The 12,565-nt window shown below is 64.2% G+C and carries 10 protein-coding genes; 5 read left to right on the plus strand and 5 right to left on the minus strand.

Annotated features, from left to right (window positions below; all coding sequences use genetic code 11):
• Positions 1-273 precede the first annotated feature (273 nt).
• Positions 274-2,100 carry a translational GTPase TypA gene (typA, locus tag ADADO0_RS05015; RefSeq protein WP_511304002.1) on the minus strand — a complete coding sequence of 609 codons (1,827 nt, stop codon included), beginning with the start codon at positions 2,098-2,100 and terminating at the stop codon, positions 274-276.
• Positions 2,101-2,220: 120 nt separating this feature from the next.
• Complete coding sequence (locus ADADO0_RS05020) at positions 2,221-2,469, minus strand: hypothetical protein (RefSeq protein WP_511304003.1); 249 nt, start codon at positions 2,467-2,469, stop codon at positions 2,221-2,223.
• 135 nt (positions 2,470-2,604) lie between these two features.
• Here ADADO0_RS05020 and ADADO0_RS05025 point away from each other — a divergent pair, with 135 nt between their 5' ends.
• On the plus strand, positions 2,605-3,120 hold the full coding sequence (locus ADADO0_RS05025; protein ID WP_511304004.1) for an ion channel: 516 nt from the start codon (positions 2,605-2,607) through the stop codon (positions 3,118-3,120).
• Positions 3,121-3,123: 3 nt separating this feature from the next.
• On the opposite strand, the gene ADADO0_RS05030 is transcribed toward ADADO0_RS05025, so the two are convergent.
• Together ADADO0_RS05030 and ADADO0_RS05035 are read right to left on the minus strand one after the other, a co-directional pair.
• Complete coding sequence (locus ADADO0_RS05030) at positions 3,124-3,918, minus strand: DUF72 domain-containing protein (protein ID WP_511304005.1); 795 nt, start codon at positions 3,916-3,918, stop codon at positions 3,124-3,126.
• Between the two features lie 59 nt (positions 3,919-3,977).
• On the minus strand, positions 3,978-4,439 hold the full coding sequence (locus ADADO0_RS05035; RefSeq protein WP_511304006.1) for an Lrp/AsnC family transcriptional regulator: 462 nt from the start codon (positions 4,437-4,439) through the stop codon (positions 3,978-3,980).
• A 139-nt stretch (positions 4,440-4,578) separates the two neighbouring features.
• Between ADADO0_RS05035 and ADADO0_RS05040 the strand changes: the two genes are divergently transcribed.
• Positions 4,579-6,981, plus strand: a complete 2,403-nt coding sequence (locus ADADO0_RS05040; RefSeq protein WP_511304007.1) for a thiamine pyrophosphate-binding protein — start codon at positions 4,579-4,581, stop codon at positions 6,979-6,981.
• A 298-nt stretch (positions 6,982-7,279) separates the two neighbouring features.
• Here the strand turns inward: ADADO0_RS05040 and ADADO0_RS05045 are convergent, their stop codons facing one another.
• The gene (locus ADADO0_RS05045) at positions 7,280-9,094 is read right to left on the minus strand and encodes an amidohydrolase (protein WP_511304008.1); all 1,815 of its coding nucleotides are present in this window, start codon (positions 9,092-9,094) and stop codon (positions 7,280-7,282) included.
• Between the two features lie 396 nt (positions 9,095-9,490).
• On the opposite strand from ADADO0_RS05045, the gene ADADO0_RS05050 reads away from it, so the two are divergent.
• Genes ADADO0_RS05050 through ADADO0_RS05060 form a run of 3 tightly spaced genes read left to right on the plus strand, consistent with a single transcriptional unit; the run spans position 9,491 to position 12,540 of the window.
• Positions 9,491-10,825, plus strand: coding sequence for a CmpA/NrtA family ABC transporter substrate-binding protein (locus tag ADADO0_RS05050; RefSeq protein ID WP_511304009.1), 1,335 nt, complete (start codon positions 9,491-9,493; stop codon positions 10,823-10,825).
• Positions 10,826-10,850: 25 nt separating this feature from the next.
• Positions 10,851-11,738, plus strand: a complete 888-nt coding sequence (ntrB, locus tag ADADO0_RS05055; protein ID WP_511304010.1) for a nitrate ABC transporter permease — start codon at positions 10,851-10,853, stop codon at positions 11,736-11,738.
• Between the two features lie 10 nt (positions 11,739-11,748).
• Positions 11,749-12,540 (plus strand): ABC transporter ATP-binding protein, encoded by a 792-nt coding sequence (locus ADADO0_RS05060; protein WP_511304011.1) that lies wholly within the window; start codon positions 11,749-11,751, stop codon positions 12,538-12,540.
• Positions 12,541-12,565: the final 25 nt, after the last annotated feature.

Here is a 12,565-nt window from a genome sequence, read left to right on the forward strand (position 1 = left end):
TGTTGTCCGGACAAGCGAAAGCGAAGCTTGAGCGCAGATCCGGGATCCAGCGCAAGGGAACGCCGCAGGCGCTTCAACCCATCTCCGCCGCCACGCGGCGGAGATGCTTCACGCTGGTCGCTGACGGCCGGCTTCGCCGGCCTTTTCGCTGGGTCCCGGATCGGCGCTCCGGCTGCGCCGTCGCTTGTCCGGGACAAAACCTGCCCAATCCAAATGAAAAAGGCCGGGCTGAGCCCGGCCTTTCGTTTTTCAGAGCAAACGCTGAGGCACGCCTCAGGCGAGTTCGCTGACGCTCTTGCGCTCGTTGCGCTTGCGCTCGTTCGGGTCGAGCCAGCGCTTGCGCAGGCGGATGGACTTGGGTGTCACTTCCACCAGTTCGTCGTCCTGAATCCAGGCCAGCGACCGCTCCAGCGTCATGCGGATCGGCGGGGTCAGGCGCACGGCCTCATCCTTCGACGTGGTGCGGATGTTAGTGAGCTTCTTGCCCTTGAGCACGTTCACTTCCAGGTCGTTGTCCCGGTTGTGGATGCCGACCAGCATGCCCTGGTACACTTTCCAGCCCGGCTCGATGATCATCGGGCCGCGATCTTCCAGGTTCCACAGCGCGTAGGCCACGGCTTCGCCGGACTCATTCGAGATCAGGACGCCGTTGGTGCGGCTCGGAATCTCGCCCTTGTGCGGCTCATAAGCCTTGAATAGGCGGTTCATGATGGCGGTGCCACGGGTGTCGGTGAGCAGTTCCGACTGATAGCCGATGAGGCCACGGGTGGGAGCGTAGAACACGAGGCGCTGGCGATTGCCGCCAGAGGGGCGCATTTCCACCATTTCGGCGCGGCGCTCGGACATCTTCTGCACCACGGTGCCGGAATATTCCTCGTCCACGTCGATGACGACTTCCTCGACGGGCTCAAGGGTCTCGCCGTTCGGCCCCTGGGAATACACGACGCGGGGCCGCGACACCGCCAGCTCGAAGCCCTCGCGGCGCATGGTTTCGATCAGGATCGCGAGCTGGAGTTCGCCGCGCCCGGAGACGAAGAACGAATCCTTGTCGTCGGATTCCTCGATCTTCAGCGTGACGTTGCCCTCGCCCTCCTTGAACAGGCGGTCGCGGATCATGCGGCTCGTGACCTTGTCGCCCTCGGTGCCGGCCAGCGGCGAATCGTTGACGATGAAGGACATTGTGACGGTCGGCGGATCGATCGGCTGTGCCTGGATCGCGGTGTCGACCGAGGGATCGCAGAAGGTGTCGGCCACGGAGCCCTTCACGAGGCCGGCGATCGATACGATGTCGCCCGCTTCGCCGATTTCGATGGGCTGACGCTCGATGCCGCGGAACGCGAGAATCTTCGAGACGCGGCCGGTCTCAACGAGGTTGCCCTCGCGGTCGAGCACCTTGACGCTCTGATTCGGGCGCACAGAGCCCGAGGAGATGCGGCCCGTGATGATGCGGCCGAGGAACGGGTTCGCCTCAAGCAGCGTGCCGAGCATGCGGAACGGCATCTCGTCCACATGGGCCGGCGGCACATGCTTCAGCACCAGATCGAACAGCGGGCCGAGCGCCTGATCCTTCGGGCCCTCGGGCTCATCGGCCATCCAGCCATCGCGGCCGGAACCGTAGAGAATCGGGAAGTCGAGCTGCTCGTCGGTGGCGTCGAGCGCCGCGAACAAGTCGAACACCTCGTTGATGACTTCCTGCGGGCGACCGTCCGGCCGATCCACCTTGTTGATGGCGACGATGGGCTTGAGGCCGATCTTCAGCGCCTTGCCGACCACGAACTTGGTCTGCGGCATGGGGCCTTCAGCGGCGTCCACGAGAACGATCGCGCCGTCCACCATGGAGAGGATGCGCTCCACCTCGCCGCCGAAATCGGCATGGCCCGGGGTGTCGACGATGTTGATGCGCACACCTTTCCACACCACCGAGGTGGCCTTGGCCAGGATGGTGATGCCGCGTTCTTTTTCCAGGTCGTTGGAATCCATGACCCGCTCGGCGACACGCTGGTTGTCGCGGAAGGAGCCGGACTGCTGGAGCAGCTTGTCGACCAGCGTCGTCTTGCCGTGGTCGACGTGGGCGATAATGGCGATATTGCGCAGTTCCATGAGTTCCAAACACCAAAAGGCGGGCTCGATACGTCTCGAACCCGCTGGCTTCATTTTGCGGCGCAAAATACACAAGAGCGGCGGCAAATCAATGCGTGGCGGGTTGCCGCCCCCGGAAGGTCAGCTCGGACACTGCTCGATGGCCCTGCGAATCTGCTCGGCGGTCAGTACGCGCCCCTCGGCGGTGCGCAGCCAGGCGAGTTCCCGGCCGGCCGGGGATTGGGTCATGGCGAAGGTCATCGCCTCCTCCAGATTGGCGAATGCATAGGGCTCAGGCCACGTCTCCGGTATCGTCACGGACTGGAACGATGACCAGTATTGCAGCGTCACCTTGTTCTTGGCCGATTCGGCTTCCACATGGCGGTGCATTGTGGTTCTCCCGGCTTGTTCCTCCCTCTCGCCTTAAAATCAACGAAGCCCGGCGCGCAGGGTTCCCCGGGCCTTGCGCCGGTTCCTGAGGCACGTCATTGGCTTTAGGCGAGCGCCCGAAAGGCGGAGGTCGCAATGGTACCGATAGAATTGCTGTTCGGGATCCTGGTGAGCATGGTGAACATCGCCATCCACTCGGTCATCAGCGTGTTTCTGATGCGGTTCATGCGCGGCATGCGGCGGCGCACCGTCGAGCGGCGGCGCATCGAGGCCTTCGCCCTGACCATGATGCTAACCGGCAGCGTGCTGTCTTTCTCCCATATGCTCCACGTCGCGGTCTGGGCAATGTCCTATGACCTGGTGGGCGCGGCAAAGACGGGGGATGGCTATTATCTCGCCTTCGTGAACTTCACGACCCTGGGATACGGGGACATCCTGCCCGCGCGGCGCTGGCGGCTGCTCGGGCCGATCACCGCCGCCAACGGGATGCTTCTGTTCGGCTGGTCCACCGCGCTCATCTTCGCCGTGCTGACCCGCGCCGCGCTTGTGCTGCATGTCTACGACGCGCCTGTGCCGCGCAAGAAAGTCACGCACCACCGCGCCAAAGCCACCGCGCCGCCGGACACCATCGACATCTTGCGGGAGGACTGAGCTTCACTCCTTGCCGAGCTTCTCCAACAACGCCATGGCGGCGGCGGGCGCGCGTTCCTTGGCGCCGTTGATCATGTAGATGAAGACGTCGTGCTTGCCTGACTTGGCGGGGGCATCGCCATAGGTCGGCAGGCCGTCCGCCGCCTCGCCCTTGGCCCATTCTGTGGCGCGCTTGCGCCAGGTTCCAAGCGCCTTGGCGTCATAGCCGGTCTCAATCTCCGCTTTGGCATCCTGAAGCCGGGCATAGACGAAATCGGCTGTGAGATCGCCAATGGTGGGGTAATCGAGGCTGTCCGCGATCACCACCGCCACCTTGTGCTTGCGGGCGAGTGCGATGAACTGCGGGCAGCAGAAGCTCTCGTGCCTCACCTCGACCGCGTGGCGCAGCGCCACGCCGTCGACCTTCTCGGGCAGCAGCGCGAGAAACGCACCGAAATCTTCGGGATCGAATTTCTTCGTGCCGGCGAACTGCCAGTTGATCGGCCCGAGTTTGTCGCCAAGCTCCACCAGCCCGCTGTTGACGAACGCCTGGATACTTTCGCCGGCTTCGGCAAGGACTCGCCGATTGGTGACGTAGCGCACCGCCTTCAGCGCGAACACGAAGCCATCTGGCACTTGGTCGGCCCAGCTTTTGAACGTTTTGGGGGTCTGGGTCCGGTAGAAGGTGCCGTTCACCTCGATGGAGGTGACGGCGCGGCTGGCGAATTCCAGTTCGCGGGCCTTCTTTAGATCTCCGGGAAAAAAGCTCCCGCGCCAGGGCTCGTAGGTCCAGCCGCCGATGCCGACACGTATGGTCATGTGCGTGTTCCTTACCCGTAGCCGCTGATGCAACCCAGCCGATGTCTCTTGGTTCGATCTTAGCCGAGCGGCAGGACGTTGGAATATTTCACCTGCTCGAGCGCGAACGAGCTTTCGATGGAGGCGATGCCGTCCAGGCGCGTCAGCTTGGATTTGAGAAACCGCTCATAGCTCTCCAGGTCCGCCACCACGACGCGCAGGAGATAATCGCGCTGTCCGGTCATGAGGTAGCATTCCAGCACCTCGGGCCACCGGCGGATGGCAGCGGAGAAGGCGTCGAGCGCATCTTCCCGCTGGCGCTCCAGCTTGATGGAAACGAACACGCTCACCGGCAGGCCGGCGGCGCGCTGGTCCAGCACCGCGACATAGCGCGAGATCAGGCCCGATACTTCCAGCGCCCGCACCCGCCGCAGGCAGGGGGATGGCGAGAGACCGACTTTCGCCGCAAGATCGGCGACACTCATGCGCCCGTCCACCTGCAACAGGGCGAGGATCTTTCGGTCTATGGCGTCGATCTGCATGTTTCGATCTTATCTCTGCCTCTTCTCGGCATAATAGTGCGCACTTGGATTTCCGGCAGCCCGATTTCGACGGAAAACGCCTCTTTCACGCATCTATCATGGCTTCGCACGGCGATTTGCGCCGCAGGGAGCGCCGAAGATGGCCGCCAAGACCATGGCCGGGACGGAAATCGAAATTCTCGCCGAACTGGAACGCAAGGTTCTGTGGCTGGCGAGCTGGACCATCCACAATGCCAACCACCTGCGTGAGAGCGCGGACGGGCTGAAGGTGGGCGGACACCAGGCATCCTCGGCCTCGCTCGCCACCATCATGACGGCGCTGTATTTCCACACTCTGCGGCCGCAGGACCGGGTGGCGGTGAAGCCCCATGCCAGCCCGATCTTCCACGCCATCCAATATCTGCTGGGCAACCAGACCCGCGAAAAGCTGGAGGCGTTCCGTGCCTACAAGGGCGCGCAATCCTATCCCTCGCGCACCAAGGACACGGACGACGTGGATTTCTCCACCGGCTCCGTGGGCCTGGGCGTGGCGCAGACCCTGTTCGCCAGCCTCGCACAGGATTACGTCCGCGCCCACGGCTTCTCCGACCGGCCCGAGGGGCGGATGATCGCGCTCGTGGGCGATGCGGAGCTGGACGAAGGCAATGTCTTCGAGGCCCTGCTGGAGGGCTGGAAGCACGATCTGCGCAACACCTGGTGGATCGTCGACTACAATCGCCAGAGCCTCGACGCGGTGGTCCGCGAGGGCCTGTATGAGCGGTTCGTCGGCATCTTCGAGGCCATGGGCTGGCAGGTCGTCATCCTGAAATACGGCTCGCTCCAGCAGGCGGCCTTCACGGAAAAGGGCGGTGCCAAGCTCAAGGCCTGGATCGACGCCTGCCCGAACGTCGAATATTCCGCCCTCACCTTCCAGGGTGGCGCGGCATGGCGCAAGCGCCTGCTGGATGACCTCGGCGACCAGGGCGACGTCACGGCGCTGATCGAACGCAGGTCGGACGACGAATTGTCGGCGCTCATGACCAACCTGGGCGGCCATGACCTGCCGACCATTATCGAGGCGTTCGACGGCATCGACCACGACAAGCCGGTCTGCTTTCTCTGCTACACCGTCAAGGGCATGGGCCTTCCGCTGGCCGGCCACAAGGACAACCATGCCGGCCTCATGACCGCCGCGCAGGTGGAAATCCTGCGGAGCGCCATGAACGTCCGCACCGGCCACGAATGGGAGCCGTTCGAAGGACTGAAGACGCCGTCGCGGACCCTGGCGGCGTTTCTCGACAAGGTGCCCTTCAAGGCCGAGGGCACGCGCCGCCTCGTCTCCCCTGCCTTGCCGGTGCCGAGCATCGCCACGCCGCCGAACGCCACCCTCTCCACCCAGGCCGGCTTCGGCCTGATCCTTCAGGATCTGGCACGCGGCGACAGCGCGCTGGCGAACCGCATCGTCACCACCTCCCCGGATGTGACCGTCTCCACCAATCTCGGCCCGTGGGTGAACCGGCGCGGCCTGTTTGCCGAGCGCGAGTTGGCGGACGTGTTCAAGCGCGAACGTATCCCCTCGACCTTCAATTGGGACTTCTCGCCCAAGGGCCAGCACATGGAACTGGGCATCGCGGAGATGAACCTGTTCCTGATGCTCTCGGCGTTCGGCCTCTCGCATTCGCTGTTCGGCGCGCGGCTGATTCCCGTGGGCACGCTGTATGACCCATTCATCTGCCGGGGCCTCGATGCGCTGAATTATGCCTGCTACCAGGACGCCCGCTTCATTCTTGTGGCGACGCCCTCGGGCGTGACGCTGGCGCCGGAGGGCGGCGCGCACCAGTCGATCTCGACGCCGCTCATCGGCATGGCACAGGACGGCCTTGCCTCGTTCGAGCCCTGCTTCGTGGACGAGTTGGCGACCCTGATGGGGTTCGCCTTCGACTATGTGCAACGCGAAAATGCGGAGCAGGACGACGACGCCAACTGGCTGGGAGACGACACCGGCGGCTCAGTCTATTTCCGCCTGTCCACGCGCGCCCTTGAACAGCCCAAGCGGGTCCTGACCAACCTCCAGAAGCAGCACATGGTGGACGGCGCCTATTGGCTGCGCGAACCCGGCCCCAACGCCGAGGTGGTGGTGGCGGTGCAGGGAGCGGTGACGCCGGAGGCGATCGAGGCTGTCGGCCTGATGGCGGGGGACAGGCGAGACATCGGCCTCCTGGCCGTCACCTCTGCGGATCGCCTGAGCGCCGGATGGAACGCCGCCGCCCGCGCCCGCGAGAAGGGACTTTTCCACGCCAAGAGCCATGTCGAGCGGCTGCTCGAGCCGCTCCCGCGCCATTGCGGTCTCGTCACCGTCATCGACGGCCACCCGGCAACGCTGGGATGGCTCGGCTCGGTGCACGGGCACCGGGTGCGCGCGCTCGGAGTGGAGCATTTCGGGCAGACCGGAACCATCGCGGACCTTTACCGGCATAACGGCATCGACGCGGCCGGCATCGTCTCTGCCGCCCAGTCCGTGGCTCCGGGCCGCCCGATGCGGCATCTGCGGGCGCTGGGGTGAGCACGTTCCCTCCCCCGCTTGCGAGAGTTCTGCGAAAGAGATCTCACAAACTTCCGCGGTTCGTTAGATGCAGAGGCCGGGCTGTTTTTACCTCGCCCCGAGGGGGAGAGGTCGGCTGCGAAGCAGCCGGGTGAGGGGGCTCCGACATTTCAAAACTGGAGAGGGTTGCCCCCTCACCCCAACCCTCTCCCCGTCGGGGAGAGGGGGCATAGCGCAGTCACTCAAGAGATACCACCGACTCCGTGCCGGCTCCTTTCGCAGAGGTCCCGCTTGCGGGAGAGGGAGCAAACAGAGGCGCTCACACTGTTCCGTGCGTGGCCTTGCCGTTCATCAGCGTCAGGTCGATCTTGGTGTGGGCGATGTCGTGAACATCCCCCTCGAAGATGTTCTTCTCCAGCACCACGAGGTCGGCGAACTTACCGATTTCGAGCGAGCCGATCTTGTTTTCCATGCGGATCTGATGCGCCCCGCCCATGGTATTGGCGTGCACCGCTTGGGCGAGCGTCAGGCGCTCCTCGGCGGGTGCCAACACCGGGTTGGTGGCCTTGCCGATAAGCTGGCGGGTCACCGCGATCTGGATGGAATCCAGCGGCTTGTAGGTGGAGAAATAGCCCGCCGCCGGCCAGTCCGTGCCGAAGGACACGCGCCCGGCGCTCTCAAGGGTTGAGCGCACGCGGTACAGATTCTTCTGCCGCTCGCCGTAACGATCCCTAAGGATTTCGGAGGTGTCCGGATCGGCGGAGAACCAGTTGGCCGAGAATTGCGAATTTACGCCCAGCTTGGCGAAGCGCGGGATGTCCTGGTCTGTCACATAGACCAGATGCGCGATGGTGTGCCGGCGGTCACGAGCGGGGTTTGCTGCAATCGCCTTCTCGATGGCGTTGAGCGCCGCACGCGCGGTGCCGTCACCGCAAGCGTGGATATGCACATCGAAACCGGCAGCATCCACCATGCTCACGAGCTTGGTCCACTGCTCCTCCGAGAAGGGCGAGGCGCCGAAGAAGCCCGGCTTGTCGGAATAAGCCTCCACGAGCCATGCGGTGTAACCCTCCTGGGTGCCGTCGCCGATGATCTTCACCATCGAGATCTCAACCAGTTCGGATGAAACCTGCTTTCTGAGAGCTTGAAGCTCCTGGACGACATCCTCAAATGGCGGCGACTTCACCAGATACGAGCCGACGACCCGGAACGGGAGAACGCCCTGCTTGTCGAGGGCGGTGTAGAAACCGAGGATGTCCGCCTGGCTACCGCCGACCGGGGGCACGCCGGCATCGAAGATCGAGGTGATGCCGGCGGCGGAGGCCTTGGGCAGCCAGCCCTCCATCAGCTTGCTCATGGCCGCGGGCGAAATCGGCTCGACCGCATTGACCAGGGCGAGCACCGCATTCACTTCCAGCACATAGCCGTTGGGAAAGCCCTTCTCGTCGCGCACGTAATAGCTGAAGCGCGGGATCGGGTCCGGCGTGTCCTTGTCGACCTTCGCCAGTTCCAGCGCCTTGCTGTTTGCCCACAGGCTGTGGCCGTCGATGGAGAAGAAGAAGGCCGGGCGGTCGGGAATGATCTTGTCCAGATAATGCCGCGAAGGCCCCTCCGGCGGAAACATGTCCACGCGCCAGCCGAAGCCGCGAATATTGCCGGTGGGATGCTCCTTCGCATGACGCGCGATGACTGCCAGCGCCTCATCCAAGGTCGGCACCTGAAGATCGATGCCGGACGTGAGGAAGGCGCCAAGGAAGGGGTGGATGTGCCCTTCCACGAAGCCCGGCATCACCAGCCGGCCGTTCAGCTCCACCACTTTGGTGCTGGAGCCCTTGAGCTTGTCGATGTCGGCATTGGTGCCCACGGCCGCGATTGTATTACCGCTGACCGCCAATGCCTCGGCCCATGGCTGCGCTGGGTTCTGGGTGTAGACCTTCCCGCCCCGCAGAATGATGTCCGCACCCGGCACGCTCTGCGCCAACGCGGAGATGGGCGCGGTGGAAGCGGCTGCTGTGCAGGCGATGGTGCCGCCCACGAAACTGCGGCGGCTCATCCTGAAAGGCTGGGGCACGGCGGCGGGGGCACCCACCGCGAAGCCGCCCAGAGCTTCATTCAGGCTGCAATTGATACACATGGTCTGCTCCCGCAAGCGGCTTCCAAGGCCGGCGGCATGGTGGACGGGCGGCGGTGGCGCTGCAAGACCGCGCGTGTCGCACACCGGCTGGCGTGCCCCATCTTCCGCCACCTGCCGACTTTTTGCGCATGCGAAGGGCGCTTATTGCATCTGCTTAATCCCTAAGCAGGGAAGTATCTCATAATGATTCCAAAGCATTGATGGGCGAGCCACCACTTGGCACGCCTCTTGAATATAGAGGGCCAAGCGCGGTCGACGAGGATCGTGCCAACCAATCGTCCCAAAGACGGGACCCGCAGCAGAGCCGCTGACACCCGATGGCCAAGGAGCCGTCGTGGAGTCTGCGGCTTTTTTCGTTTTCGGGCCCGTCGCCAATGGCGACCACAGGGGAACTCAATGACCGACGCTTCCGATACCAAGCCGGCCCCAACCGCGTCCCTCTCGCGCCGCTCTCTGCTGAAGGGCGGTGTTGCGGCGCTCGGCACCGCAGCCCTGTTCGATGGGATACGCATGGCCTTCCCCGGCGGCGTTCCCTCCGCCTATGCGGCGGCACCGGAAACCACCAAGGCCATCCTCGGCTATATCGCCTTGATGGATGCCTCGCCCCTGGTGATCGCCAAGGAAAAGGGCCTGTTCGCAAAGTATGGCGTGCCTGACGTTGAGGTGGTGAAGCAGGCCTCCTGGGGCGCGACGCGCGACAATCTCGTGCTCGGCGGCGCGGCCAACGGCATCGACGGCGCGCACATTCTCTCACCCATGCCCTACCTCATCTCGAGCGGGAAGGTCACGCAGAACAATACGCCGACCCCCATGTACATCCTGGCGCGCCTCAACCTCGACGCGCAGGCGATCTCGGTTTCCAACGAATACAAGGATTTGAAGGTCACGGCTGACGCCTCGGCCCTGAAGGCCGCATTCGCCAAGAAAAAGGCCGAAGGCAAGGAGGTGAAGGTCGCGATGACGTTCCCGGGCGGCACACATGACCTGTGGCTCCGCTACTGGCTCGCCTCCGCCGGGATCGACCCCGACAAGGACGTCTCCACCATCGTCGTGCCGCCGCCCCAGATGGTGGCGAACATGAAGGTGGGCAACATGGATGCCTTCTGCGTCGGCGAGCCGTGGAACGAACAACTCGTCAACCAGGGCATCGGCTTCACCGCCTGCACCACCGGCGAGATTTGGAAGGAGCATCCGGAGAAGGCGCTCGGCATGCGCGCCGACTTCGTCGACAAGAACCCCAACACCACCAAGGCCATCCTGATGGCCGTGCTGGAAGCCCAGCAATGGTGCGACAAGATGGAGAACAAGCAGGAGCTGGCCGAGATCGTCGGCAAGCGCCAGTGGTTCAATGTCCCCGTCGCCGACATCATCGGCCGCCTCAAGGGCGACATCAATTACGGCAACGGCCGGGTGGTGAAGAACTCCGACCAGTACATGAAGTTCTGGAAGGATCACGCCTCCTACCCATTCCAGAGCCACGACACTTGGTTCATCACCGAGGACATCCGCTGGGGCAAGTACGAGCCCTCCACGGACATCAAGGCGCTGGTCTCAAAGGTCAACCGCGAAGACCTGTGGCGCGAGGCGGCAAAGTCCCTCTCAGTCGCGGCCACCGACATTCCCGCCTCCACATCACGCGGCAAGGAGACGTTCTTCGACGGCAAGGTGTTCGATCCCTCTGATCCCACCGCCTATCTGAAGAGCCTCACCATCAAGCGCGTCGAAGTCTGATTTCCCAAGCACGGGAGCACCATGCATGTCCGTCACAGCCTTAAAAGACACCCCACCGGCGCAACGGCGCACCGCCGAGGTGGTCCGCCTCGCCCCGGCGCGGCCGCCGGCCACCGCACGCCTCAAATCGGTTGCGCTGTGGTTTGCCGCCAACGTCATCCCGCCGCTGGTGATGACGATTGTGCTCCTCGTGCTCTGGGAACTTCTCTGTTCCGGCCCGAAGGCGACACTGCCGCCGCCGAGCCGGATCTGGATCGACTCGAAGGACCTGATCCTCGACCCGTTCTTCGTGGCGGGGCCTCAGGATATCGGCCTCGGCCTGCGGGTGCTGGTGTCACTCCAGCGCGTGGTGGTGGGCTTCGGCCTCGCCGCAGTGGTCGGCGTTCTCCTGGGCGCCATCGTCGGGCAATCGGTCTGGGCGATGCGTGGCCTCGATCCGCTGTTCCAGATGCTGCGCACCGTGCCCCCGCTCGCCTGGCTGCCGCTGGCGCTCGCCGCGTTCCGCGACAGCTACCCCTCCGCGATCTTCGTGATCTTCATCACGGCGATCTGGCCGATCATCATCAACACCGCGGTCGGCATCCGGAACATCCCGCAGGATTACCGGAACGTAGCTCTGGTGCTGCGGCTCAACCCCATTGAGTTCTTCTGGAAGATCATGCTGCCCTCGGCGGCACCCTACATCTTCACCGGCCTGCGCATCGGCGTCGGCCTGTCCTGGCTGGCCATCGTCGCGGCGGAAATGCTCACCGGCGGGGTCGGCATCGGCTTCTTCATCTGGGACGCGTGGAACTCCTCACGCCTGCCCGACATCATCGTTGCCCTGGTCTACATCGGCGTCGTGGGCTTCGTCCTCGACCGCCTCGTGGCTGGTGTCTCAGCCATCGTCACGCGCGGCACATCGGCCAATTGAGGAGGCTCCCATGACCTATCTTCAGATCAGCCATGTCGGCAAAACCTTCTCGCGCGGCGCCGCCTCTACCGAGGTGCTGACGGATGTCTCGCTCGACATCGCCAAGGGCGAATACATCTCCATCATCGGCCACTCCGGCTGCGGCAAGTCCACCCTGCTCAACATCGTCGCCGGGCTGACCGACGCCACCATCGGCGGCGTGATCCTGGACGGGCGGGAGGTGAATTCGCCTGGCCCCGACCGGGCGGTCGTGTTCCAGAACCATTCGCTCCTGCCCTGGCTCTCGGTCTACGACAATGTTCGCCTTGCCGTGGACAAGGTGTTCTCCGGCACCCGCTCGCGTTCCGAGCGGCACGCCTGGACGCTGCATAATCTCGAACTGGTGCAGATGGGCCATGCCAAGGACAAGCGTCCCGGCGAAGTCTCCGGCGGCATGAAGCAGCGCGTCGGCATCGCCCGCGCGCTCGCCATGGAGCCGAAGGTGCTGCTGCTCGACGAGCCGTTCGGCGCGCTCGACGCGCTCACCCGCGCCCATCTCCAGGACAGCGTGATGCAGATCCACGCTTCGCTGGGCAACACCATCCTCATGATCACCCACGATGTGGACGAGGCCGTGCTGCTCTCTGACCGCATCGTGATGATGACCAACGGCCCCTCCGCCCGCATCGGCGAACTTCTGGAGGTCAATTTGGCCCGGCCCCGCCGCCGGCTCGAGCTGGTGGCGAATACCACTTACCTCAAGGCCCGCGAGGCGGTGCTGAAATTCCTCCACGAGCGCCACCGCTTCGTGGAAGCCGCCTGACCTTGCCGCCCAGCCACGGAGTATT

Origin of the sequence: Aquabacter sp. (genome assembly GCF_965279295.1) — a bacterium.
GTDB lineage: Bacteria > Pseudomonadota > Alphaproteobacteria > Rhizobiales > Xanthobacteraceae > Aquabacter.

Excerpts from the sequence above, each read along its gene's own strand:
- typA (WP_511304002.1), bottom strand. The coding sequence starts at position 2,100 with ATGGAACTGCGCAATATCGCCATTATCGCCCACGTCGACCACGGCAAG.
- ADADO0_RS05020 (WP_511304003.1), bottom strand. The coding sequence starts at position 2,469 with ATGCACCGCCATGTGGAAGCCGAATCGGCCAAGAACAAGGTGACGCTG.
- ADADO0_RS05025 (WP_511304004.1), top strand. The coding sequence starts at position 2,605 with ATGGTACCGATAGAATTGCTGTTCGGGATCCTGGTGAGCATGGTGAAC.
- ADADO0_RS05030 (WP_511304005.1), bottom strand. The coding sequence starts at position 3,918 with ATGACCATACGTGTCGGCATCGGCGGCTGGACCTACGAGCCCTGGCGC.
- ADADO0_RS05035 (WP_511304006.1), bottom strand. The coding sequence starts at position 4,439 with ATGCAGATCGACGCCATAGACCGAAAGATCCTCGCCCTGTTGCAGGTG.
- ADADO0_RS05040 (WP_511304007.1), top strand. The coding sequence starts at position 4,579 with ATGGCCGCCAAGACCATGGCCGGGACGGAAATCGAAATTCTCGCCGAA.
- ADADO0_RS05045 (WP_511304008.1), bottom strand. The coding sequence starts at position 9,094 with ATGTGTATCAATTGCAGCCTGAATGAAGCTCTGGGCGGCTTCGCGGTG.
- ADADO0_RS05050 (WP_511304009.1), top strand. The coding sequence starts at position 9,491 with ATGACCGACGCTTCCGATACCAAGCCGGCCCCAACCGCGTCCCTCTCG.
- ntrB (WP_511304010.1), top strand. The coding sequence starts at position 10,851 with ATGTCCGTCACAGCCTTAAAAGACACCCCACCGGCGCAACGGCGCACC.
- ADADO0_RS05060 (WP_511304011.1), top strand. The coding sequence starts at position 11,749 with ATGACCTATCTTCAGATCAGCCATGTCGGCAAAACCTTCTCGCGCGGC.